We start from the raw sequence: 23,787 nt of genomic DNA, 5'->3' as shown, positions 1-23,787 counted from the left end.
TATTTCTGTTATTTTGTTGCCAGGGGGCTCTTGCTTTTGTCGGCCCCCCCTATTGGCTCTCGGAGAAAAATAGAAAATTACTGCCCTCATTTCCAGAGATAGGGCAGTATGCTGTACCCTGTCCAGAGCAGGGGGCCCAAATTAAGCAGAAAGTGGGGTATGAACGTGAACACCATCTGGCCCGAGCGGCGCCACACAACGATGTGGAGGAACCCTGAAATAGCTGTTGCGAGGACAAAAAGAACCCCAAAGACCGTGTCGGGCCTGGCCACCTGGAGGAACTTCGTCCAGAACATCGTGTGTATCATCCCCACGAAGGCCGCAAACAGCAGCAGTCCCACTATTCTGTAGCCAATGCGCCTCTCCCTTGGGTAGAGGTCCCACGAGTCAAAGAGGTAGAGCCAGAGTATCTGCTCGGAGGATGCGTTCGCGGGTGCCCAGAGGAGGGCCGTGAGCACAACCCCGGGGAGCCAGGGGTCTTCCACCTTAATCGGGGACATGTAGGCGAAGGCGAGGGCGACAAGGATAACGGCCACGTTGATGTAGAACCACACGGGGGGCTTCTCAGGCATGGGAGTGCGGTAGCCTACAACCCCCCGGCGGAGCTTTACGAGGCCCCAGGCGAGCCCGTAGTAGATTAGCATTGGGATGAGCGCACCCTTTTTATCATAAAGCCAGCCCGCCAGAGGAGGGAGTGAAAGCGCAATCACAGCCGACAGAATTAGGTCGAGGCGCTCGGGCTTCCATGTTGTGGGGTCATAGGTCTTTCTCCCTTCTGACACAATGCATCCCTCCAATCTGGACAGAAACTCTGAGAGGTTTTTATAAACTTCCCGCCATCCGGTGCGGAATAAAACAAGTCAGCTAAAAATGAAAACCCGACCAAACTCGTCCCGCTTCAGGAATGGAGGGCCCTTTTCAGTGTCTCAACGAACTCTTTTGCCCCCTCTTCAATTTCGTTCTGCTTCATTACCGCTTCGGCGATGACCTCACCGCCGTAGAGCTCCCTCATTTGTTCGAGGATTTTGCCCTTCTTCCCAGCGCAGGTGGCAAAAAAGGCTGCTTTCTTTATTTTCTCCCCATTTCTGAGGAGGTAAGTCCTTATGGCCGGTGTAACCCTGCCGTTCCACACCGGGCTGCCAACGACCACGAGGTCATATTCTGAGGGGTCTTTCTCGAACGCTATTTCCGTCGTTTTACCCCTGGTCGCGTCGTAGCCGGCCCTGAGAAAGCCGAGTATGCCTTTCCGGTTCTTCCTGTCAATGACCTCGTCAATGTCCGCCCCCAGAGCTTCGGCAATCCTCCGGGCGGCCTCCCTCGTGTGCCCGTCCCTTGAGTAGTAGACCACCAGGGCCTTCACTTACCGCGCCTCCGTTCTAGAATGTCGGAGAGAAGCTCCCCGTCAACGCCGACGTTCTCGGTCTCGTTCTCGTGGATTATCACGCTGACGTGGTGGACGCCGTAAACTTCCCTAACAACCTCGGTGAGCCTCTTAACAAGCTCCCTCTTCGTCTCCTTATCTGCCCTTGGGCCCTCAACTATAATGGTCGGCATCGGACCACCCCCGGACACAGTTCCGGCTTATATCAGCCGGTCATACTTCTACTGCGGTTGAACTTTGACGTACTTATACCTTTCCTTTGGCGGGTAGAATCTGGCAGGAGCGACACTCTCAGGTAGAACAGGAGAAGAGAAAACCCGAACTCCTTTACTTCTTCCTTCCGGCCCCCGATAAGACATCCTCGGCAGTATAACCCCTCTTGTTCTCGAACTTTCCAACAATGTTGTTCGCGAGGTCGTAAACGTAAACGTTGTCGAACTTCACGAGGGCGAAGCGCTCCATTATGTCGCCGATTATCTTGGAGTATGCTATCGCGCTCTCGCCCGTTATGTTGTACTCCGCGTGGCTCTCAAATTTGAGCCATATCTTGAGGGTATCCTCGCTAACCTCGAGTCCGGCAACAACACCGGAGTCAAGGATATCCCCGCCCGTTATGGGGTCGGTTATTTTTTTCAGCTCCTCAATGACGGCTTTATAGGGCTCGGGCCACTCGCGGTCCGGCATGTAAACTTTCATTTTTCTCACCGTTCTTCATAAGGATGCACGGTTATAAGGCTTTCCTGGGCAGATTTGGGGGTTTAACCGCTAATCAGATCGGAATATTTAAATGTTAAAACTCTGAGTTTTATCGGTGGTATAAGTGGACAAAGAAAAGTATGGCCCTATAGGTGGAAAAGAATACTTAATAGCAGGAAGCTTGCTAATAATAGTCTCAAGGTTCTTTGGTCCTTTTTCACTCCTCGCTTTCGGTTTGGGAATAGTAGTCTATTTGCTCGGCCTGTACTTCTGGAGCGTCGAAGTGGATTCGAGGCCGCTAAAACTGTTTCTGGTCGAGGCTGCCCTGCTGGTAGCTGCTCTCTTCGTCCTCAGCTGGAGCATAAAGTGGGTTCTCCTCAAACCATCGTGGGGAATTTACAACATCATAAACTCGCTGGCACCGGCTTATCCGCTGATCGTTGCCAGTGCTATTGTGTACAGATTTAGAATGGGCCTGTTTGCCGAATCAACCGGAGAGTTAAACTTCAATCTCGCAGGAAATCTATACCTCATCGGTGCCCTCTTGTTTCCGGTAGTGATAGGTGTTGTTCTAATGGACCTTGCCCGCTTCGTTGAGGCTTACTCCTACTGGACGCTACCCCTAGCCGCCAAAAGAAATGTTCCTCTGAACTTCTCAAAGACAAAGGCCCTTGGTGTTCTCGTGGTTTCTCTCATCCTCACACCGGTGTTAGCCAATGTTCCATTCACCAACTACGACATTTCCAAACGAGCTGACGGGGTTGCCCTTTACCTCAAGACCTCAGAGTCGGTAACAACCGCCGATATTCTTGTGAAGGTTCCCGAGGAATTCTGCGGGGTTAGAATTTACATCGATGGGGTGGAAATGAAACCAGCAAAATATGAAGACATGGTCACATGGGGTCCGCTAGAGCTCCTCCTTGGTCTACCTGGAGAGGGGGAAATAAGGTACCACTTTGAACTTCCAAAGAAACCAAATAACGTAACCGTAAAGCTCTGCGAGGAGGGCTTCGAATACTCCTGGAGTGGTGAGGGGTACATTGCTGAGAAAGTCGAGAACTGGAAAAACGTGACGTTTGAACTATCAAGGTAAAAATGAGGGCAGAGATCACTCAAGCTGGACCTCGTTCTCCCAAAGGCCGTGGATGTTGCAGTAGCTGAGAGCGTAGAGCTTTCCTTTTTTCTCCGTCCTGAAGAAGAAGACCGCCCTCGGCTCGGTGAGCGGGTCGGTATGGTTGCTGAACTCCACCTTGCCAACTAGGATCGGGAAGTTGCCGTCCTCGGGGTGGAACCAGAGCTGTATCCAGGCAATGTGGTGCTCCGGGGTGTTCGGATGTGGTATCTCCTTGCCGACGCTGACCTCGACCTTGACGAGGTCCCCTTCCTTCTCGTACTCTATAACGGGGACGTGCTTCTCCCCCTTCCAGTCTCCGCTTTTAATGGTTCCGCTAAGCATCTCGACCACCTCACTCTATTTTTTCAAACATATCCTTTGGCGCGCCACAGAGCGGGCAGACCCAGTCGTCCGGGAGGTCCTCAAACCTGGTTCCGGGCTCTATCCCGTTGTCGGGGTCGCCCTCGTCTTCGTCGTAGATGTAGCCACAAACTATGCACTTCCACTTCGCCATTTTCTTTCACCATCCTAATGTTATTAGGTCGTCCTTATAAGGTTTGCGGTTCAAACTTGGGAAACCAAAAAACGAAAGGCTCACTCGAAGACCACGAACTTGTCCCTCGGGACCCCGCAGACAGGACAGTACTCAGGGGCCTCGTCGACGGCTGTGTAGCCGCAGACCGGGCAGATGTAGACCCTCTTTATCTCGATCTCCTCACCCTTCTCGGCCTTCTCCTTGGCCTTCTTGTAAAGCTCCGCATGTATCTTCTCGGCCTCGAGGGCGTAGTGGGTAGTTCTCACTGCGTCTTTCTCGCCCTGGAACTCGGCGGCATTCTTGAAGACCGGGTACATTTCCTCGACCTCGTAGGTCTCACCGTCTATTCCTGCCTGAAGGTTCTCAGGGGTCTTGCCCAGGTTTCCGAGGGCTATGAAGTGGTTCTTCGCGTGAACGAATTCAGCGTGCGCGATAGCCCTGAAGAGCTTGGCTATGTTGTGAAAGCCCTCCTTCTCGGCCTGCTCTGCGAAAATCAGGTATCTCATGTGGGCCATGCTTTCGCCGGCGAAGGCATCCTCCAAAAACTTCCGGGTCATTTTCTTCTTCACTACCATATCCAATCACCGAATAGTGCACTGCGATATGATTTAAAGCGTGAGCATATATAACGGTTTTCCAAACCAAAGGTTTATCAGGTTTATCCCTGAAAAAAGGACTTGGACGGTAACTTGGAGAAGAGACACCGCTATTTATCACTGGAAGACATTAGTCTGTACTTCACAACGTATCGCCCATGTTCAAAATCATCTTCCTCAGCCTCAAGAACCTCTACGGGTTCGATATTAAGTCCGAACTCCATCGCTTCCCATTTTATGTCGTCGAAGTAGTCGTAGAGCCCACAGGTGGCGCAAAACGACCCTTCAAACTCCAAAATAACCTCCTCCCCCCTTACTTCCCTTACCTTTACTTTCGCCTCACTGCCGTGAAGTTTATTGAATTCTTTAATTACCTTATCAAGTTTTTCCATAAGACCACCCCCGGCTAGATTCTCAAGGCTTTTTAAAACATAACGGAATTTGATGAAATGCCAACCGTCAAGGTTCCATTCTCTTGAAAGTTAATGCGCCTCCAGAACTTAAATTTTTCCTTCCGAACATCATTTTGTGCGACAGATAAAATAACAACCCGGCCGGCAAAGTTTATTAGGAAATGATCTCAACCTTCAGCCATGATAATAAACGAAACCAAGGGAAAGGAATGGCCAGGAACAGTTAAGGTTGCGGACAGCTTTCTCAAGCGCTTTCGAGGATTAATGATGGTAAAAAACATCGGGTATGCCCTTGTATTTTATCTGCCATCCGAGACAAGAGTAAATGCGGCAATTCACACCTTTTTTATGCTGGAAGAGATAGACGTAATTTGGCTGGATTCTTCTAGAAAAGTCGTGGACTTTAGGAAAGCAAAGAAATGGCGCCTGTATTCACCCAAAAACCCTGCAAGATATATTATTGAAGGCCCCGTTGGGCTTATAAAGGTCCTCGACGTTGAGGAAGGCGATTTAATAAGCTGGTATCCAACCGGGAAAAAGAGAAAGGCAGTTCCAGTTAAGTCTCTGATTCCGGGGAAGATTGACCTGAGCGGATCAGGCAACGGCGCGACCATGATTGAAAGCGTGAAGGAAGTTAAAGTCAATTCACTTCGGCAAGAAGAGAGGTTAATGGCCGAGATAAATCCGAGGTCTCCGGATTGCCACGTTTAATTTTTTGTGCTAAATAGAACCCTTCTAAGAGTGTCTTCTAAATCCTAAAACTCGAACTCAACGCCGTTCTCGTCCCCTTCCCAGAGCCTCAGGTGGTGGAGCTTAACTCCCTCCGGCAGTCTCTTTTCAACTTCCTCGGCAATCCAGAGGGCAATGTTTTCCGTCGTCGGGTTCTCAAAAAGAGCGTTGAGGTTTCTGTGGTCGAGTTTCTTGATGACTTCCTCAACGATCGCTCTCAGCTGGAGAAAGTCGATGACGTAGCCGTTTCTGAGCGGGCCTTCAACAGCTACTTCAAGCCGGAAGGTGTGCCCGTGTATCTCCTCGGTTTGGCCGTCGATTATCACGGCGTGGGCCGCCTCAAATTTGAAGCACTCGACGACGCGGGATTTCATAGAAGAGCCTCCACAAACACGTTGCTATCCACGAGAAAGCTCATCATAAAGCTCAGCCTCCAGCTCGCGCCAGGACTTCTCCGACTTTATCGACCCGAAGGCGCGCTTGAGGACTTCATCAACGTTTTTCCGAGCTTTTGCCCTCAGCTCATCCATCTTGGCCCGCCACTCCCGGTTTACCGTAACTCCCCTGGAGGCCTCCATTTTCCACACCGTAGAGAGTTCACCCGGCATTTAATAAACCTTCCCACCGAAAACCAGATCAGTCTCAACGTCTTAAACCTTTAGGGGGGTGCCCATAGGCTGCGTCATGGCCGTCGATGCCAACCGCGTTATAGCCGGTGTGGTTCTCGTCTTTGTTGAACCGGACGTCTTCAAGAAGTTCCTCAAGCAGAAGGAGAGGCCGCTCGTGATGGTTGGATAATCTCGTTGGGGAGTGATTTATATCAAAATCTACATATTTTTTTCCACCGCTTAATAACCCGCCGTAATATTTAAAACCCGCAGTACTTATAAGGAGGCAGAACCATTGGCGGACGGTGGTTAAAATGGTCAGGTACATGGTCACTTCCGCTCTTCCATACGCTAACGGACCAATTCACGCGGGGCATCTCGCTGGGGCTTACCTTCCGGCGGACATTTTCGTGCGCTATTTAAGGCTCAAGGGCGAGGAAGTTCTCTTCATCTGCGGAACCGACGAGCATGGAACCCCAATAACCTTCCGCGCGCTGAAGGAGGGCAGGAGCCCAAGGGAGATCGTCGATGAGTTCCACGAACACATAAAGACGACCTTCGAGAGGGCGAAGATAAGCTTCGACTACTTTGGAAGGACTGAACTGCCCGTCCACTACAGACTCAGCCAGGAGTTCTTTCTAAAAGCGCTCGAAAACGGCCACCTCGTGAAGAAGGTCAGCAAGCAGGCCTACTGCGAGCATGACAAGATGTTTTTGCCGGACAGATACGTCATCGGAACCTGCCCCTACTGTGGAGCGGAAAACCAGAGGGGAGACCAGTGTGAGGTCTGCGGCCATCCCCTCACGCCTGAGATACTCATCAACCCGCGCTGCAACATCTGCGGCAATCCGATAACCTTCAAGGACTCCGCCCACTATTACATAAAAATGCAAGATTTCCAGGAGAGACTCAAGAAGTGGGTCGAGAGCCAGGAGCACTGGAAGCCGAACGTTAGAAACACCGTCCTCGGGTGGATAAACGAGGGGCTTGAGGAGAGGGCCATAACGCGCGACCTCGACTGGGGGATCCCAGTTCCACTTGACGACGAGGACGTTAGGGGCAAAGTCCTCTACGTCTGGTTCGAGGCGCCGATAGGCTACATCAGCATCACTATCGAGCACCTGAAGAGGGAAGGAAAGGAGAACGAGTGGAAGAAGTTCTGGCTCAACCTCGATGGGCAGACAAGGGTTATTCACTTCATCGGAAAGGACAACATACCCTTCCACGCGATATTCTGGCCGGCCTTCCTGATGGCCTACGGCAAATACAAGGATGAGGAAGTCGAAGCGGAATGGAACCTCCCCTACGACATCCCGGCAAACGAGTACCTCAACCTCGAGGGCAAGAAGTTCTCGACGAGCAGGAACTGGGCCATATGGGTTCACGAGTTCCTCGACGTCTGGCCGGCAGATTACCTGCGCTACTACCTTACCGCCATAATGCCCGAGACTCGCGATAGTGACTTCAACTTCGCCGACTTCAAGAAGAAGATAAACGAGGAGCTTGTGAACAACCTCGGCAACTTCGTGCACAGGGCGATGACGTTCGTCAACCGCTACTTTGACGGTGTAGTTCCGGAGAGGAGAGAACTCAACGAACTCGACAGGCAGGCCTTCGAGGAGATTGAGAAGGCGTTCGAGGAGGTCGGCGAGCTCATAATGAACTATCGCTTCAAGGACGCGCTGAAGCGCGTTATGGAGCTGGCAATCTTCGGAAACCGCTACTTCGACCACCAGAAGCCCTGGAAGACTGCCAAGACCGACCGCGAGAGGACTGCCACAACCGTAAACGTCTCGCTCCAGATAGTCAAGGCCCTTGGAATCCTCCTCGAGCCGTTCCTGCCAGATGCCAGCGAGAAAATATGGCACCTCCTCAACATTGAGAAGTCCAAGAGCTGGGCCTTCAACGAGCTTAAAGCCGGCCACCGCGTCAGAAAGGCCTTCCCGATGTTCAGAAAGGTGACCGACGATGAAATCATTTACTTCATCGTGAACTACATCGGAAGGGGCAATCCCGAGAGCGCCAAACTGCTCCTCGAGAAGTACTACAAAAGGGACGACGTCTTCAAGGTCATTCTGGAGCGCTTCGGAGAGAAGAGAAAGGAGGAAGCTCTGGCTCTCCTCAAGAGCATCTACGGGGAAGCTCCCGAGGTAAAAGGTGGAAAGGCCGAAAATGCTAAATCCTCCGGAAAGAAGGAGAAGGCAAAAAAGGAGGGTAAAAAGATGGAGTACGTAAGCTTTGACGACTTCGCGAAGCTCGACCTTCGCGTCGGGAAGATAATAGAGGTGAAAGACCACCCCAACGCTGACAGGCTCTACGTGGTAAAGGTCGACCTCGGAGACGAGGTCAGGCAGCTCGTCGCCGGGCTGAAGAAGTACTACAAGCCGGAAGAGCTGCTAAACCGCTACGTCGTCATCATAGCGAACCTCGAGCCCAAGAAGCTCCGCGGCGTTGAGAGCCAGGGAATGCTCCTCGCTGCCGACGATGGAGAAAACGTCGCCCTGCTCATGCCGGACAAGGAAGTTAAACTTGGAGCGAGGATAAGGTAAGGTTTTTCTGGGTTTCCCTTTTTCAAAATCCTCTTTTCGAAAATTTCAGCTTTGAATGAAATTTGAAAGAACAAAAGCTTCAGCCTTTAGCGACACCCATTGGCCTCATCCTAGCGACGAGGTTCGCTATTCCAGCCTCGTGAACAACGTTGACGACGTTGTCAACGCTCTTGTAGGCTCCGGGAGCTTCTTCCGCCACAACCCTCAGCGAAGCTGCTCTGACATAGATTCCTCTCTGCATTAGCTCGTTCCTGAGCCTGTCGCCGCGGTACTGTCTCGTTGCTGCCTTCCTGCTGAGGAGCCTTCCAGCACCGTGACAGGTCGAGCCAAAGGTTTCCTTCATCGAGCCTTCGGCCCCAGCAAGGACGTAGCTTGCCGTTCCCATCGAGCCTGGAATTAATACAGGCTGACCGACGTTGCGGTACGCTCTGGGAACGTCCGGGTGGCCTGCCGGGAAGGCCCTCGTTGCACCTTTCCTGTGGACGACGACCTTGACCTTCCTACCGTCAACCTCGTGTTCCTCGACCTTCGCTATGTTGTGCGCCACATCGTAGACTACGTGCATCTCCATGTCCTCGGCTTTCCTCTTGAAGACCTCCTCGAAGCTCTCCCTGACCCAGTGGGTAATCATCTGCCTGTTGGCCCAGGCGAAGTTTGCAGCTGCCTTCATTGCGCTGAAGTATCTCTGCCCCTCCTCGCTCTGGAAGGGGACGCTTACCAGTTCGCGGTCGGGCCACGGAATTCCGTACTTCCTGTTGGCCTTCTCCATTACCCTGAGGTAGTCGCTCGCCACCTGGTGGCCAAGGCCTCTGCTGCCAGTGTGGACCATAACCACGACCTGGCCCTCAAAGAGGCCGTAGGCTTTGGCAATCTCCTCGTTGAATATCTTGTCGACCACCTGAACCTCTAGGAAGTGGTTTCCTGAACCGAGGGAGCCGAGCTGGGGAGCGCCCCTCTGCTTCGCCTTCTGGCTTACTGCCTCTGGGTCCGCCCCCTCCATCCTTCCGCCTTCTTCGAGGTGCTCAAGGTCCTCCTCCCAGCCGTAGCCGTTCTCGACGGCCCACTTTGCACCGTCAGCTAAGACATCGTCCAGCTGTGTCCAGTGGAGCTTCACCCTGCCCTGGCTTCCCAGGCCACTTGGCACGTTCTTGAAGAGAGTGTCGACGAGCTCCTTGATGCGAGGTCTTACTTCTTGCTCACGTAAATTTGTTCGGATTAGCCGTACTCCACAGTTGATGTCATAGCCCACCCCTCCGGGGCTTATTACACCTTCCTTTACGTCAAAGGCCGCCACTCCACCGATTGGGAAGCCGTAGCCCTGATGTCCGTCCGGCATTACGATGGAGTACTTGTAAATGCCCGGGAGCATTGCAACGTTTGCCGCCTGCTCAAGCGTCCTGTCTTGGCGCATCTTCTCTATGAGCGCGTCGTCAGCGTAAACCCTTCCCGGAACGCGCATTCTCTTGTCGAACTTCGGTATCTCCCACCTGATTTTGTCTATCCTCTTCAGCGGCACCATCCTTCTCACCCCTCCCTTAGGTCTCCCTAAAATTATTTTAAGGTTTCGCGGAACAAAAACGTCACTCCAGCCTTAACCTCCTCTCCTTCGGCACGTAGTTGATGAGCCTTCCCCCCTTGGCCTTCGCCGAGCCGAGGAAGTAGGAGCGCCACTTTACTATCATCCAGCCGTAGAGCTCCTCCTCTATTTCGACATTCTCCCCTGCCAAATAGCGCCTTGCTTTCTCGTCATCGAGCTCAACCACGTTTTTGGTCGCTTTAGGGCCTACCAGAAAGCTTCCCTCTATGGTGAGCCTTATGCCATCGCTCTCGATCCTTCCGAAGTAAACGCCCCTCCGCCCGGTGTCGCTTATCCTCAACTGACAGGGCTTGTAGGCGTAAACTTTCTGATGGTTGCCCCTGATTTCGTAGATTAGCTCGGGAGCGTAGCCATAGTTCTCAAGGAGGAGCTTTTTCACGAGTTCAGCATCGTTCGTCTTCCCTATCTCCTTCCTCGGGTTCTCAGCCATCTCCATCACCCGGCTTGACTATCTTCGCTATGAAGAAGGCCTCGGTGTCGTTGTCGTTCGGGTGTATGCGCAAAGCCTTCTTCAGCTCTGGAGAATACTCCTTCCCCTCCCATTCTAGGACTGGCTCGCTTGTTTTAACTGGGAGGTCTATTTTTTCCAGCCTCGCGTCCGTCTTCCTGAGGAGGTAATCAACCACTTCCTCGTTCTCCAGCGGGTCTATCGTGCAGGTGGAGTAAACGAGCGTCCTGCCCGGCTTCAGCGCTTTGTAGCCAGCTAAGATGAGCCTCTTCTGGATGTTCATGTACTTGACGACCGCTTTCTCGCGCCACTCCCTCAGGAAACGCCAGCTCTTCCTTATCATCCCGACGGAGGAGCAGGGAGCGTCGAGCAGGACCCTGTCAAAGGTATTTTCGAAGCGCGCGAACCTCGCCCCGTCCCGGGTTGTGACTCTGGCTATCAAAACGCCCATCCTGTTGAGGTTGGCTATGAGGACGTTCGCCCTGTCCCTGTTCGGGTCGTTCGCTATGATGCAGCCCTCGTTTTCCATGTACTGTGCTATTTGTCCGGTCTTTGAGCCGGGCGCCGCCGCCATGTCCAGAACCAGCTCCCCCGGCTTCGGGTCAAGGACAACGGGCGGAATCATCGAACTTGCCTCCTGGCCAAAGATAAGGCCAAGGCCGTGCTCCGGAACCTTCGCGAGGTTTTCAACGTTGATGAAAAAGCCTTCCCTGACCCACGGTATGGGTTCAAGCTCGAACTCCTCTTTGAGCCTCTCAACCACGATCTCAAGCGGGGCCTTGAGGGTGTTCACCCTTATACTCTGCCTCAGCGGTTTTATGATGAACTCCCAGAACTCGTCGGTGTCTTCGAGCTTAGAATATCGCCCGTAAAAGGCCGGATTTGCCTCTTTAATCACATCCCTGGCGCTCATTCGACCACCTCACAGGTCAGGAACGAACTGGGCTATCCACCTGCCGTCGGGCAGTTTCTCAATCTTCATGTCGTGGTAGGTTATCGCCTTCACTTCCTCCTTCGGCTCGTGCTTCTCGCTCAACGGCTCTCCACAGGCTTTCGCTTTGAGTTTGTAGCCGTTTCTGGTTTTTTCTATCTTCACCCTAACGTCTCCAAAGACGAGGCCCTCCATGTCGTGCAACACGAGGAGCTCCTCGAGGAATGAATACAGAAGGGCCTCTAAGTCCTCTTCCTCAACCTCAACTTCCCTGCACTCCTTCGGCTCGACCTTCCTCACGTTCACCATAACGTCGAAAAGTCCCAAAGCAACCGCCTCAAAGGCTTCCTCAAGCGTTGAGCCGTAACCGCGAACGCCTATATCGGCAGTGTGCTCATAGTGCTCCCACTCCCTCATTTCACTCACCTCCAAGGAGTATTGAGTTTAGACCTTCCTCGATTGCCACCTGATGGAGCCTCTTGTCTGCAGTATAAAAGCTCCCCGCCCCCACGTACTTTGCCGAGACTATCTGCAGGGCATCGGCCTGATACAGGTGATATTTCTCAATTAGCTTCCAGGCGTCTGCCAGGATTAAGGAGTGGACGGGAACGACCTCCAAGACGCCCAGCCTCGTGAACCGCTTTACCTCCGCCAGGAAGCCTTTTTTCAGGAAGTCGAACTCGTCTTTGCTGAACTGTCCCCTCCTCAGCCTTTTATCGAGCACGCCAATCACATCTCCGATATTCCAGAAGCTGAAGGCCAGCTTCACTTCCCCCCTGTATGCATCCCTGAAGAGCTTCTTCGCGACGTCGCTGCCCTCTTCGTCCAGGTATCTCTTAAGAATCACGCTAGTATCCAAGTAAACGCTTTTCCCTCTCATCTCTCATCTCCCTCACAAGCTTCTCACTGCTCTCTCCCTTGACTTTCAGGGGCTCAAACCACAGGGGCACCTCAGAGTCATCGACGTCCTTCAAAACTTCGTTTATAAGGTAGTTCACCAGCGCTTCCTCAAGGAGCTTGCTGACTTCGCTCTTCTCCCGCTGGGCCAGCTCTTTGAACTCTCTCCACAGTTCCTCATCGATGTAAACACTGGTCTTCACCTTCCCCATTCTACCACCTGTAGGTAATTACCAACATTGGTATATAAACCAATCGAAACCGTTAATTAGACCAGCCTCGAAATGAGGTGGGTGGTGGCATGAGGGAGGTTACGCCGAAGAAGATTCGCGAGATGAAGGGAAGGGAAAAAATCACGATGATTACAGCATACGATTACCCGTCGGCACTTTTGGCAGATAAAGCGGGAATCGACATCGTCTTCGTCGGCGATTCACTCGGCATGGTGGTTTACGGCGAGCCCAACACACTCAACGTAAGCATGGAGCAGATGGTCTTCCACACGAGGGCAGTCGCGAAGGCCGTAAAGAGGGCTCTGGTTTTGGCAGATATGCCCTTCGGAAGCTACGAGGTTAGCGTTGAAGAGGGCGTAAAAAACGCCATCAGGCTAATTCAGGCTGGGGCCGACGCGGTAAAGATTGAGGGCGGTGCCGACCACGAGAAACTCGTCAGGAAGCTGGTCAGGATGGGAATTCCAGTTATGGGGCACACAGGATTGACGCCCCAGCGCTACCTAAGGCTCGGCGGCTACAGGATTATGGGGGAAACCGAAGAGGAGATAGAGGAAATACTCAAGGATGCGAAGGCCCTTGAGAGGGCTGGAGCTTTCGCCGTTGTCATAGAGTTCACCCTCGCTGACGTCGCAAAGCTCGTGACCGAGGAGGTCTCGATTCCAACGATAGGCATAGGCTCCGGGCCGTGGGTCGACGGCCAGGTTCTCGTCTGGCACGACCTCCTTGGAATCTATGAGAACTCACCGCCCTTTGCGAAACGCTATGCGAACCTCGGTGAGATAATACTGAAAGCCCTTCAGAGCTACAACCGAGAAGTCAAGGCCGGAGAATTCCCGGGAAGAGAACACTACTGGGAGTTCCTCGACAAGGACGACTTCAGAAGAAAGGCCCAAAAAGCCCGTGAGAGGCTGGAGGAGAAGTGAATGCTTAAGGGTAAGAAGATAAGCGTTGTTATCCCCGCCTACAACGAGGAAAGACGCCTCCCCAAAGTGCTGGAGAAGATTCCAAACTTCGTAGACGAAGTTATAGTTGTGGATGACGGCTCTCTGGATGGAACTTACAAAGTGGCAAGGGCCTTTGCAGAGAAAGATGAAAGGATAAAGACCATCAGGCTGGAAAAGAACTGTGGAAAGGGCTGCGCGATGCGTGAGGGAGTGAAAAACTCCACGGGCGACGTCGTTGTCTTCATGGACGCCGACGGCCAGCACAAGCCCGAGGACATCATCAAGCTCGTTGAGCCCATAGTTGATGGAGATGCCGACATGGTAATAGGGGCCCGCAAGATTGAGAAAGCTGGCAAAAGGCCCCTCCTAAGGCGGCTGAGCAACGTGATAACGACCCGGATGATACGCCTCAAGCTCAGGACTTATGTCTACGACACCCAGAGCGGTTTCAGGGCTTACAGAAGGGAGTTTCTGCCGGAGATAGAGAGCGACCGCTACGAGGTTGAGACGGAAATGCTGCTAAAGGCCGCGAAGATGGGGGCGAGAATAATGGAAGTTCCCGTGGGTGTGATATACGATGCAAACCGGGAGGGGCGCTTTGGTTTTAGGGACGTCATCCGCTTTATAGAGACGTACCTCAAGTTCTGAGCCAACTCTCTATCTTCACCTTTTTCTTCCGGAAGCCTCACTCTTCACGCTCTTCACGGCGAGATAGATCCATTTATACCCCTCCTGCAGAGAAGTCTCAATGCCCTAATTGTGGGGATGTTATATTTATCGTCATGTTTTATAATCTTAAGCGGGCTATATAAAAGGCGAAAGGCTTATATAGAATTGTTCTGCAATTCCAAATTGGTGATTTCCATGGCCAGATGGGCGACAAAAGCCGTAAGCGTTTTTGTTATGTCGTTAGTGTTTTTGGGGTTTGTTTCAGCAATGACCTTAGAGGAAATACGAGAAATCGCAGCAGCTGAACCTCAAGAGGGCGATATTCAGTTTACTTGGTGGGACCAGTTCCTTGACAGCGCCATCCAGCTTAGTGATGGAAGAACCATCTGGATGCAGACCAACTTCTGGAACATAGTTGGTGGCCAGGGAGAAGTTTTCATGAGGTTCATCAAAAGCACGGAAGAAGTTGCCTTCTACGTTGACCTAAGCAATGTAAGCACGCAGTGGGGCGGAATAGCCTGGGCAACGCCAGAGGTTATCATCGACGGAAGGGCCCCGGCCCAGTGGTGGGGAGACAAACCACCAGTTGGAGGATATTCATATCTCCAGTTGCCGCTTCCGGCTTCCGACGTGTCAACGTACGACAGCATATGGGTGAAAGCGAAATACGATGTAGCCAGAAGAGATGACACCCTTGTAAGATACGGTATAAACATCTGGTTTGAAGACAGCAGTTCGGGAGCACCTATAGGGGAAATCTACATCCCGTTCTTCGACGACTTTGGAGGAATAGTTGGTGACTACACAGTGGTGGGAGAAGTTACCTCCACAGTGATCTTGAACGGAGAAATGAAAGATATGAACTTCACGATCCAGAGAGCCCTGTCCGGAGGAGGATGGGGAGTCCTTCTCTTCATGCCGCAGGAGCAGCTTCCAGCTTCCGGAGACGTCATAATTGACATAAAGCCCATGATCGACAAGGTTATCGAGCAGCTCTCTGACTTCTTCGGCATACCCGTTGAGAACCAGCAGTGGACTTCAATATCCATAGGCTCTTACAGCGGAAGCGAAGGCACAGCCTTCAACTACGGCTGGATACTCCACGATGCAAGGGTCCTGTCCCCCGAGGAGGTCTCCGAGCTCCTGGCACCTCCCACTACGACTACCCCAACAAACACGACTACGTCTTCGTGTGAGGGTACTAAGACTGTGACTAAGTATGTGTTGGTGAAGGAGACTGAGACGGTGACTAAGACTACTACTGAGACTGTTACTCGTACTACGACGAAGACTGAGACTGAAACCAAGACTGAGACGGTGACTAAAACTGAAACAAAAACAGAAACCAAGACCGAAACCACCAGCGGTGGAGGACTCTGCGGCCCAGCAACCATAATCAGCCTGGCAGTAGTTCCACTCCTCCTAAGAAAGAGGCGTTGATTTGAGTTTTATTTTGTTTTCCTTGCTTTATATTTTACCCAAAGGAGGGTAAAATATGAAGAGTACGTCATTCCTCAAGATTCTTGGTTTAGTACTTGCTTCCACTATGATCTTGGGATGTATTGGAAACAACGCACAGACAGGGAATGAGGGTATGGGTTCGTCCTCTTACGCCCAGCCCACCACAACTAGTTCTTCTAGCGAGAGTATTAATTCATCCTCCCCCACCGAACCTGCCGTGACCAACTCCCCCAAACCTAAAGCGAATTTTCCTGGGGAATATTCTGATTTTGGGGGATGGAAAAAGGTGCGGGTTGAATCGTCAGGATTTTTTAGGGTTGAAGTGGTGAACGGGACATACTGGCTTGTTGATCCGGAAGGCTACCTTTTTGTCTCTAAGGGGGTAAATGCCATAAATTATTTGGGCGATCACTCTCCCAAGTTAGGTTATTCCCCATATTATGCCAATGTACTGAGAAAGTATGGGGATGTAAGCCTGTGGATCAATGTCACAGTTAATAGGATGGTTGAGTGGGGTTTCAATACTGTGGGGAGCTGGTCTTCTCCGGAACTGTACGAATATTTCCCGTATACCGTTCTTCTGGATATAGGGGCAAAATATGGGTTTAACTGGGAACACGGCACCATGCCCGACATTTTCAAGGATGATTTTGAGGAGTACGTGAGGAAAGCAGTGTACTTCAATGTTGAACCGTTGAAGGACAACCCCATGATAATCGGCTTCTTTACAGACAACGAACTTCGCTGGGGGCCGGACTGGAGATCGGGCAATCACCTCTTGGATGATTTCATGAAGTTACCCCCTGAGGCCCCCGGAAAGAGAGTGGCAGTGGAAGTTTTGAAAGAGACCTTTAATGGGAGCATTACCCGGGTTAACGAGGAGCTCAAGACAAGCTATGAATCTTTTGATGACCTGCTTACCTATACCGGTGACCTCCCATCAACACCCCTGTTTATGGAAGCAAGAAAGGAGTTTTTGAGGAGATACGCTGAGCGGTATTTTAATGTGACAACAACTGCCATAAGGAAGGTGGATCAAAACCACCTAATACTTGGGGTGAGGTTTGCGGTTTCTCCTTTCATCAGGCCACCCGAGGTTGTCTTTGAAGTCGCCGGAAAGTACGTTGATGTTATCTCACTGAATCTCTATAACTTCCAAGTGGCACCGAAGGAGTACTTGGACCACATACATGAAATTACGGGGAAACCTATAATGATAACCGAGTTCTCGTTCAGGGCGATGGATTCTGGGCTTCCCAATACTGTTGGGGCAGGAATCACCGTTCAGACTCAAAAAGAAAGGGCCGAATACACAAAGCGCTTCATAGAGAGTTTTATGAAACTTCCGTATGCCGTTGGATATCACTGGTTCAAATGGTCTGATGAGCCCAAAGAGGGAAGATGGGACGGGGAAAACAGCAACTACGGCCTCGTAAACATTGAGGATGAGCCCTACGAGGAAATGGTCAGGATGTTCAGCGAGCTGAATAGAAACATTGAAGAGATACACATGAAGGGTTATGAGGAGGGTTAGAAATGAAAAAAGAGTTCCTCTGGGGAGTTTCGCAATCGGGCTTCCAGTTTGAAATGGGTGACAGGTTCAACAGGAACCTGGACACAAGGAGCGATTGGTGGCACTGGGTAAGAGACCCCGTTAACCTGAAGAAAGAGCTCGTAAGTGGAGATCTACCTGAGGAAGGCATCAACAACTACGAACTTTATCCTCTCGACCATTCACTGGCCAAGGAGCTCGGGCTCAACGCCTACTCCCTAAACCTGGAGTGGAGTAGAATATTTCCCTGTCCCACCTATGGGGTTGAAGTTGACTACGAGCTCGACGGCAACGGGCTCATTAAGAGGGTAAAAATAACCAAAGAGACCCTCAGGGAGCTTGACGAGATAGCAAACAAAAATGAGGTTTACCACTACACTCACGTCCTCACGAACCTGAAGAAGCTCGGCTTCAAGGTCGCCCTGACCCTTACCCACTACACCCACCCCCTATGGCTTCACGACCCCATTGAGTCCCGCGATACAAACCTGCAAAACGAGAGAAACGGGTGGGTGAGCCAGAGGTCTGTTCTCGAGTTCGCCAAATTTGCGGCCTACCTCGCGTACAAGTTCGGACACCTCGTGGACATCTGGGCGACCTTTAACGAACCGATGGTGATGGTGGAGCTCGGATATCTTGCCCCCTACTCGGGGTTCCCACCGGGTGTTGTTAACCCGCAGCGTGCAAAGGAAGCCATCATAAACATAATAAACGCCCACGCAAGGGCCTACGACGCCATAAGGGAGTTTGAGAAAGAAGCACCCATAGGGATAATTGCCAACAACGTTGGAACCTCGTATCCAAAGGACCCCAATGACCCTGAGGACATTAAAGCGGCTCAGATGACCGATTTCTTCCACAGCGGTCTTTTGCTCCAGGCATTAACAAGGGGTGACCTCAACATCGAGTTCGACATGGAGACCACGATAAAGGTGCCTCATCTAAAGAGGCTCGATTGGATAGGGATTACCTACTACTCAAGGGAAGTGGTCACTCATTCCGAGCCCAAGTTCCCCGAAATCCCAATAACGGGGTTCAGGGGCGTCCCCGGCTATGGGTACTCCTGTCCACCAAACGAGCTTTCAAAGGATGGGTACCCCGTGAGCGACCTTGGATGGGAAGTGTATCCTGAGGGGATATACAACAGCATAAAGGCCGCTTCAGAGTATGGAAAGCCCGTTTATGTAATGGAGAACGGAATCGCCGATTCCAAAGACTTGCTAAGACCTTATTTCATCGCCTCACACGTGGCTTACATAGAGAGGGCTCTCGAGTCTGGCTTCGACGTCAGGGGTTACTTCCACTGGGCACTTACGGATAATTACGAATGGGCGATGGGCTTTAGGATGAGGTTTGGCCTGTATTCCGTTGACATGATCACAAAAGAGAGACTCCCGAGGAAGGAAAGCTTGGAGGTTTACAGAGAGATCGTTGAAAACGGCGGCTTAACCGAGAGGATTAAGAGGGAATACCTCGGGGTGAGGGGCCGTGAAGACGATAGCCGTTGATGAGGAGACCTGGAACGCGATAAAGAAGCTCAAGGCCAAGCTCGATGCAAGGTCATACGACGAGGTCCTCAAGATCCTGATAGAGACCTGGCATTCCACAAACTTGGACAAGAAACTCAAAGAGCTAAGTCTCGACGAAGAGGAAAGCGAGCTTGCTCTGGAGGTCCTGAAAAAGCTAAAGGAGGAATAGAGTAATGAAAATGCCCAAAAGAATAATTTTCGACAGCTCCGCCCTCCTGCGTATGCACACCAAAAGAAACAAAGACCTCCTTGAGCTTGCCCTGATGAGGTTTGAAATCCTCGTCCCGCAGATCAGTGTATACGAGTATCTCTTCACGAAGGTATTTCTGGGGAAAAATCCAGATCATGTGATGGCCGTGTTAAAGGAGCTCTACCATATAGTCCCCCTAGATGACGAGATAATCGTCAAGGGCGCAATAATCACGAAAAACCTCCTGAAAAGCAGGACCAAGATGCTCACCACCGACATCCTCGTCGGGGTTACGGCCATAGTAAAAAACGCCCTCCTGATAACGGACAGCCCCGAGCAGTATAAGCCTCTCAAGAAATACGGGCTGGACGTGATAAGCACTGAAAAGTTTATTGGAGAGCTCGAACAGGTCGCTCTCGGGCTCTCAAAAGATAGCTCTGAGGCGATTTCAAAACAGCTTTCGGAGGGGATCTAAATGGACAAAAAACTTCTGGGCCTCTTAATTCTGGTCGTGATGCTTGGCGGTTTCATAAGCGGGTGCATAGGAGGAGAAACACAGACTACACCTTCTTCATCCCGGACCTCAACCACTCAAACACTTAACGGCACTTCCACAACTCAGACCTCCACCACTATCACTAAAACTACCACAGCGAGCAAAGCAACCACCACTACGACTACCACCTCCACAGCACAAGTGCCCGCTGAAATCCAGGAGAATGGGAGAAGGTGGAAACTCATATGGCACGATGAGTTTGACGGTGAAAAGGTAAACGAAGACTACTGGACGTTTGAGATAGGGAACGGAGCAGCGTATGGAATCCCCGGATGGGGGAACAACGAGCTAGAATACTACTCACCAAACAACACGAGGATAGAAAATGGCATACTCGTGATAGAGGCCAGAAAGGAATGGGTTACCGACGAGTACGGCGCATACATGTACACCTCTTCAAGGCTCAAAACCGAGGGGAAGGTAGAATTTTCCCCACCCGTGAGAGTGGAAGCTAGGATGAAGCTACCGAAGGGCAAGGGGCTCTGGCCGGCATTCTGGATGCTGGGAAGCAACATAAGGGAAGTCGGGTGGCCCCAGTGCGGTGAAATAGACATAATGGAGTTCCTCGGCCATGAGCCAAGGATCGTTCACGGCACCGTTCACGGGCCAGGATATTCAGGAAGTCGCGGTATAACCAAGAGCTACACCCTCCCAGAAGGGGTTCCGGACTTCACGGAAGAATTCCACGTTTTTGCCATTGACTGGTTCCCGGACAGGATAGAGTGGTACGTTGATGGTACACGTTATCACGTGGTCACGAAGGAGCAGGTTGAGGCCATGGGCAAGGAGTGGGTCTTTGACAAGCCTTTTTACATAATCCTGAACCTGGCAGTTGGAGGCAACTTGCCGGGACCGCCTGATGCCACAACAAAGTTCCCGGCAAGGATGTATGTTGACTACGTGAGGGTCTATAAGCTCGTTGAGGACTGAATGTCCTTTTCACTTTTATTCAATATTCCGGGGTGATGGACATGGAAAAGTACAGGTTCGATGAAAAGGGCAGGTTTGTTATCGAGGACTACAACCGCTTAAGGCCTTTCGCAAGCTTCTTACCCGGAATAGCGGGGAAGAAAGGCATACCCATGTGGGTATTTTACGTGAATAGAGGACAATGCGTGAGCTCCTTCGGCGTGCAGGACAAGGACCACCCGATAATGGAGTTCAACTCCGCAATAAGGGCCTACCAGACGGTTAGAACCCTCGGATTCAGGACTTTCATCAAGCTCCCGGATGAGGGAGTAACCTATGAGGCCTTCACTCCCTCGGAGGGAAGGGTAAAGCAGAGGATGTACATAGGGAGAAACGAGCTCGAAATAGAGGAGATAAACGAAGAACTGGGACTCAGGATCAGCGTGCTCTACTACACGCTCCCCGGAGAGAGAATACCCGCCCTCATCAGGAGGGTCAGGATAAGGAACATCTCTGACTCCCCGAAGAAGGTTGAGCTCCTTGACGGAATGCCCATGATAATCCCCTATGGCGTCAACGACTACGTCATAAAGCACATGACCACGCTCATTAAGGCATGGATGGAGGTCTACAACCTCGACAAAAAGATGCCCTTCTTCAAGCTGAAGTCGTCAACGGAGGACGTTCCAAAGGTCACGGAGCTCACGGAGGGGACGTTCTACATCTCCCTCGTGAAGAAGGGTGAGACGAGCGAGCTCGTGAGGCCGATAGTTGACCCCGATATAGTGTTTGGGACGGACAGCTCGTTACTCTCCCCTGAGAACTTCATCAGGAAACCCCTGAGTGAGCTGGTCCGTGAAAAGCAGGTGACCTTCAACAAGATACCCTCCGCCTTCACGCCCCTCGAAACCGAGCTCATGCCCGGTGAGGAGGTCAAAATACACTCCGTTATAGGCTATGTTCCACACATAGCCCTCCTCGAAGAATACGAGAAGAAGTTCGCCAGCGAAGAGTACCTTGAGAAGAAGTACCTTGAGAACAGCGAGATAATAGAGGAGATTGTTGAAGACATCTGGACGCAAACCTCTTCCAGGCTCTTTGACGAGTACTCGAAGCAGTGCTACCTTGACAACGTCCTCAGGGGAGGCTACCCCCTGCTCCTTGAGGAAGAAAATCCCTTTGTGTACTACATCTACCTGAGAAAGCACGGCGACCAGGAGAGGGACTACAACTACTTCGTGCTCGTTCCGGAATACTACTCGACCGGAAACGGGAACTTCAGGGACGTTAACCAGAACAGGAGGGAGAACGTCTTCTTCCACCCCGAGATAAGGGACTACGACGTCAAGTTCTTCATGAACCTCATACAGGCCGACGGCTACAACCCGCTCGTGATCAACGGTGTGAAATACCGCATGAAAGCTGAAAGGATGGACTTCCTGAAGGAGCTTGTGGACAATCCGGAACCCCTTGAAGAGTTCCTGAAGGAGCCGTTCACCCCCGGAAGACTGATGATGTTCGTGGAGGAGAAGGGAATAGACCTGAAGGTCTCCGAAGAGGAGTTCCTCCGCAGAGTCCTTGAACACTGCGAGGAGGAGGTTGATGCGGTTCACGGGGAGGGCTACTGGTGCGACCACTGGACGTACAACCTCGACCTGATAGAGAGCTACCTTGGAGTGTACCCCGAGAAGAAGAGGGAGCTCCTGTTTGAGGATTACAGCTACACCTACTACGACAACGCCATGGTGGTGCTCCCGAGGTCAAAGAGGTACGTGCTCGAAAACGGCAGGGTGAGGCAGTACAACTCCCTCGTCGAGGACAAAGAGAAGAAGGCCCTCATTGAGTCCCGGAAGGAGTACAGGCACCTCATGAGGAGGGAGAACGGAAGGGGAGAGATATACCGCACGAACCTTATCACCAAGCTCCTCAACCTTGCATTCATCAAGTTCGCGACACTCGATCCGGCTGGAATGGGAATAGAGATGGAAGCGGGGAAGCCGGGCTGGTACGATGCCCTCAACGGACTTCCGGGGCTCTTTGGCTCGTCGGTAGGAGAGGCTGCAGAGTTAGTGAGGCTCTTTGAGTTTTTAATAGACTCCCTTGAGGAGTTTCCCGAGATTAAACTTAGAATCCCCGTTGAGGTATGGGAGCTCTTTGAGGAGGAAGTCAGGCTCGTTAAAGAATACAAGGGCAGGGAGGATGAAGACAGGGATCACTGGCTGTGGGATTCACTTTCAGAGCTCCGGGAAAGGTACAGGGACAGGACAAAGCTTGGTTTTGACGGAAAAGAAGTGGAAGTTAAAGCCAGAGAACTCCTCGATGGTCTGAAGCTCCTCCACGATAAGCTCAGGGCAGGCCTCGAGAGGGCCATAGAGGAGAACAACGGCATAATGCCGATGTACTTCTACTATGAACCAGTGGAGTATGAGGTCAATGAAAAGGGTGAGACCAGGATTCTGAAGTTCGAGCAGAAGAGAATGCCGCTCTTCCTTGAAGGTGCCGTCAAGCAATTCAAAATCTTCAGGAATGACAAGGAACTTTTGAAGGAGGTTTACAAAAAGGTCAAGGAGAGCGACCTCTATGACAAAAAGTTGAAGATGTACAAGCTCAACGCTTCCCTGAAAGACCAGCCAATAGAGATAGGCAGGGCAAGGGCCTTCACCCCGGGGTGGCTTGAGAACGAGTCCATCTGGCTACACATGGAGTACAAATACATGCTCGAACTTATAAGAAGTGGACTTTACGAGGAGTTTTACGAGGACTTCCGGAATGTCATCGTTGCCTTCCTTGACCCGGCCGTTTACGGAAGGAGTCCGCTTGAAAACACATCCTTCATAGTCAGCAGCGCCTATCCCGACGAGTCCCTACACGGGGCGGGGTTCTATGCCCGGCTTACTGGTGCAAATGCGGAGTTCCTGAGCATCTGGAAGAACATGTTCATAGGGGAGAAGCCATTTGATACAGAAAACGGCGAGTTCGTGCTTTCCTTCAGGCCCGCACTGCCTGGCTGGCTGTTTGACGAGGAGAGGAAGGTGAGCTTCAATCTGTTCTCGAGGTGCAGGGTTACCTACCACAATCCAGCTAAAGTGGACACTTGGAAGCTGAACCTCGGAAAAGTCAGAATCCTCCTCCACCTCAACGACGGGAGGAAAGTTGAGGTAGAGGGCAACAAGGTTAAAGGGGAGCTTGCCAGGGCTGTCAGGGACGGAAAGGTGGCCTCGATAGACGTTTATTTTCCGGCGGGTTAATC

The 23,787-nt window shown here is 51.7% G+C and carries 29 protein-coding genes; 13 read left to right on the top strand and 16 right to left on the bottom strand.

The features are described 5' to 3' along the window. Positions 1 to 86 precede the first annotated feature (86 nt). From A3K92_RS03905 to A3K92_RS03890, 4 genes are all read right to left on the bottom strand, one after another. Positions 87 to 782, bottom strand: coding sequence for a hypothetical protein (locus A3K92_RS03905; RefSeq protein WP_088885015.1), 696 nt, complete (start codon positions 780 to 782; stop codon positions 87 to 89). Positions 783 to 898: 116 nt separating this feature from the next. Further along, entirely contained in the window at positions 899 to 1,360 is a 462-nt protein-coding gene (locus A3K92_RS03900) for a flavodoxin family protein (RefSeq protein WP_088885014.1), read from the bottom strand. Beyond that, entirely contained in the window at positions 1,357 to 1,554 is a 198-nt protein-coding gene (gene dmpI / locus A3K92_RS03895; protein WP_088885013.1) for a 4-oxalocrotonate tautomerase DmpI, read from the bottom strand. Before dmpI ends, A3K92_RS03900 begins: the two co-directional genes overlap by 4 nt. Positions 1,555 to 1,708: 154 nt before the next feature. After that, positions 1,709 to 2,077, bottom strand: coding sequence for an iron-sulfur cluster assembly protein (locus tag A3K92_RS03890; protein ID WP_088885012.1), 369 nt, complete (start codon positions 2,075 to 2,077; stop codon positions 1,709 to 1,711). Positions 2,078 to 2,201: 124 nt separating this feature from the next. Here A3K92_RS03890 and A3K92_RS03885 point away from each other — a divergent pair, with 124 nt between their 5' ends. After that, a complete protein-coding gene (locus A3K92_RS03885) occupies positions 2,202 to 3,170 on the top strand; it encodes a hypothetical protein (RefSeq protein ID WP_088885011.1) in 969 nt (322 codons plus the stop codon). Between the two features lie 15 nt (positions 3,171 to 3,185). Here the strand turns inward: A3K92_RS03885 and A3K92_RS03880 are convergent, their stop codons facing one another. From A3K92_RS03880 to A3K92_RS03865, 4 genes are all read right to left on the bottom strand, one after another. Then, a complete protein-coding gene (locus A3K92_RS03880) occupies positions 3,186 to 3,533 on the bottom strand; it encodes a class II SORL domain-containing protein (protein ID WP_088885010.1) in 348 nt (115 codons plus the stop codon). A 10-nt stretch (positions 3,534 to 3,543) separates the two neighbouring features. Continuing rightward, positions 3,544 to 3,705, bottom strand: coding sequence for a rubredoxin (rd, locus tag A3K92_RS03875; RefSeq protein WP_088885009.1), 162 nt, complete (start codon positions 3,703 to 3,705; stop codon positions 3,544 to 3,546). Between the two features lie 80 nt (positions 3,706 to 3,785). Continuing rightward, the gene (locus A3K92_RS03870; protein WP_088885008.1) at positions 3,786 to 4,301 is read right to left on the bottom strand and encodes a rubrerythrin family protein; all 516 of its coding nucleotides are present in this window, start codon (positions 4,299 to 4,301) and stop codon (positions 3,786 to 3,788) included. Between the two features lie 131 nt (positions 4,302 to 4,432). Further along, positions 4,433 to 4,714, bottom strand: a complete 282-nt coding sequence (locus A3K92_RS03865; protein WP_088885007.1) for a hypothetical protein — start codon at positions 4,712 to 4,714, stop codon at positions 4,433 to 4,435. 201 nt (positions 4,715 to 4,915) lie between these two features. On the opposite strand from A3K92_RS03865, the gene A3K92_RS03860 reads away from it, so the two are divergent. Beyond that, positions 4,916 to 5,446, top strand: a complete 531-nt coding sequence (locus A3K92_RS03860) for a DUF192 domain-containing protein (protein WP_088885006.1) — start codon at positions 4,916 to 4,918, stop codon at positions 5,444 to 5,446. A 44-nt stretch (positions 5,447 to 5,490) separates the two neighbouring features. Here A3K92_RS03860 and A3K92_RS03855 read toward each other — a convergent pair whose 3' ends face one another. Next, positions 5,491 to 5,838 carry a 6-pyruvoyl trahydropterin synthase family protein gene (locus tag A3K92_RS03855; RefSeq protein ID WP_088885005.1) on the bottom strand — a complete coding sequence of 116 codons (348 nt, stop codon included), beginning with the start codon at positions 5,836 to 5,838 and terminating at the stop codon, positions 5,491 to 5,493. A 24-nt stretch (positions 5,839 to 5,862) separates the two neighbouring features. After that, entirely contained in the window at positions 5,863 to 6,042 is a 180-nt protein-coding gene (locus tag A3K92_RS03850; protein WP_088885004.1) for a hypothetical protein, read from the bottom strand. Positions 6,043 to 6,130: 88 nt separating this feature from the next. Between A3K92_RS03850 and A3K92_RS09670 the strand changes: the two genes are divergently transcribed. Continuing rightward, positions 6,131 to 6,262 carry a hypothetical protein gene (locus A3K92_RS09670; protein WP_257789301.1) on the top strand — a complete coding sequence of 44 codons (132 nt, stop codon included), beginning with the start codon at positions 6,131 to 6,133 and terminating at the stop codon, positions 6,260 to 6,262. Positions 6,263 to 6,386: 124 nt separating this feature from the next. Then, positions 6,387 to 8,621 carry a methionine--tRNA ligase gene (gene metG / locus A3K92_RS03845; protein WP_088885003.1) on the top strand — a complete coding sequence of 745 codons (2,235 nt, stop codon included), beginning with the start codon at positions 6,387 to 6,389 and terminating at the stop codon, positions 8,619 to 8,621. Positions 8,622 to 8,700: 79 nt separating this feature from the next. On the opposite strand, the gene A3K92_RS03840 is transcribed toward metG, so the two are convergent. The 6 genes from A3K92_RS03840 to A3K92_RS03815 form a co-directional block, all read right to left on the bottom strand. Then, positions 8,701 to 10,140, bottom strand: a complete 1,440-nt coding sequence (locus tag A3K92_RS03840; protein WP_088885002.1) for an RtcB family protein — start codon at positions 10,138 to 10,140, stop codon at positions 8,701 to 8,703. Positions 10,141 to 10,201: 61 nt separating this feature from the next. After that, a complete protein-coding gene (locus A3K92_RS03835; RefSeq protein ID WP_088885001.1) occupies positions 10,202 to 10,648 on the bottom strand; it encodes a methyltransferase RsmF C-terminal domain-like protein in 447 nt (148 codons plus the stop codon). Beyond that, positions 10,641 to 11,579: a tRNA (cytosine(49)-C(5))-methyltransferase gene (locus A3K92_RS03830; RefSeq protein WP_088885000.1), complete on the bottom strand. Its 939-nt coding sequence runs from the start codon at positions 11,577 to 11,579 to the stop codon at positions 10,641 to 10,643. The genes A3K92_RS03835 and A3K92_RS03830 overlap by 8 nt, the downstream gene beginning before the upstream one ends. Positions 11,580 to 11,588: 9 nt before the next feature. Beyond that, entirely contained in the window at positions 11,589 to 12,014 is a 426-nt protein-coding gene (locus A3K92_RS03825) for an archease (protein ID WP_088884999.1), read from the bottom strand. Between the two features lies 1 nt (position 12,015). Continuing rightward, positions 12,016 to 12,477 (bottom strand): type II toxin-antitoxin system VapC family toxin, encoded by a 462-nt coding sequence (locus A3K92_RS03820; RefSeq protein WP_088884998.1) that lies wholly within the window; start codon positions 12,475 to 12,477, stop codon positions 12,016 to 12,018. Continuing rightward, entirely contained in the window at positions 12,446 to 12,706 is a 261-nt protein-coding gene (locus A3K92_RS03815; protein ID WP_088884997.1) for a ribbon-helix-helix domain-containing protein, read from the bottom strand. The genes A3K92_RS03820 and A3K92_RS03815 overlap by 32 nt, the downstream gene beginning before the upstream one ends. A gap of 89 nt (positions 12,707 to 12,795) precedes the next feature. Here A3K92_RS03815 and panB point away from each other — a divergent pair, with 89 nt between their 5' ends. The 9 genes from panB (at position 12,796) to A3K92_RS03770 (ending at position 23,785) form a co-directional block, all read left to right on the top strand. Next, positions 12,796 to 13,650, top strand: a complete 855-nt coding sequence (panB, locus tag A3K92_RS03810) for a 3-methyl-2-oxobutanoate hydroxymethyltransferase (RefSeq protein WP_088884996.1) — start codon at positions 12,796 to 12,798, stop codon at positions 13,648 to 13,650. Then, positions 13,651 to 14,319 (top strand): glycosyltransferase family 2 protein, encoded by a 669-nt coding sequence (locus tag A3K92_RS03805; protein ID WP_088884995.1) that lies wholly within the window; start codon positions 13,651 to 13,653, stop codon positions 14,317 to 14,319. Positions 14,320 to 14,535: 216 nt separating this feature from the next. After that, positions 14,536 to 15,780 (top strand): CGP-CTERM sorting domain-containing protein, encoded by a 1,245-nt coding sequence (locus A3K92_RS03800; protein WP_232460933.1) that lies wholly within the window; start codon positions 14,536 to 14,538, stop codon positions 15,778 to 15,780. Positions 15,781 to 15,835: 55 nt separating this feature from the next. After that, the gene (locus A3K92_RS03795) at positions 15,836 to 17,335 is read left to right on the top strand and encodes a beta-agarase (RefSeq protein ID WP_088884993.1); all 1,500 of its coding nucleotides are present in this window, start codon (positions 15,836 to 15,838) and stop codon (positions 17,333 to 17,335) included. A gap of 2 nt (positions 17,336 to 17,337) precedes the next feature. Next, positions 17,338 to 18,861, top strand: a complete 1,524-nt coding sequence (gene bgaS, locus A3K92_RS03790; RefSeq protein WP_088884992.1) for a beta-galactosidase BgaS — start codon at positions 17,338 to 17,340, stop codon at positions 18,859 to 18,861. Then, the gene (locus tag A3K92_RS03785) at positions 18,842 to 19,051 is read left to right on the top strand and encodes a hypothetical protein (RefSeq protein ID WP_088884991.1); all 210 of its coding nucleotides are present in this window, start codon (positions 18,842 to 18,844) and stop codon (positions 19,049 to 19,051) included. The genes bgaS and A3K92_RS03785 overlap by 20 nt, the downstream gene beginning before the upstream one ends. Before the next feature lie 4 nt (positions 19,052 to 19,055). Beyond that, on the top strand, positions 19,056 to 19,547 hold the full coding sequence (locus A3K92_RS03780; protein WP_088884990.1) for a type II toxin-antitoxin system VapC family toxin: 492 nt from the start codon (positions 19,056 to 19,058) through the stop codon (positions 19,545 to 19,547). Then, a complete protein-coding gene (locus tag A3K92_RS03775; protein ID WP_088884989.1) occupies positions 19,548 to 20,558 on the top strand; it encodes a glycoside hydrolase family 16 protein in 1,011 nt (336 codons plus the stop codon). A gap of 35 nt (positions 20,559 to 20,593) precedes the next feature. Then, positions 20,594 to 23,785, top strand: a complete 3,192-nt coding sequence (locus A3K92_RS03770; RefSeq protein WP_232460917.1) for a cellobiose phosphorylase — start codon at positions 20,594 to 20,596, stop codon at positions 23,783 to 23,785. Positions 23,786 to 23,787 lie beyond the last annotated feature (2 nt).

It is taken from the genome of Thermococcus gorgonarius, from assembly GCF_002214385.1.
GTDB classification, from domain to species: Archaea; Methanobacteriota_B; Thermococci; order Thermococcales; family Thermococcaceae; genus Thermococcus; species Thermococcus gorgonarius.
The sequence above is the reverse complement of the archived record's forward strand: the minus strand, read 5'-3'. Positions and strand labels throughout refer to the sequence as shown.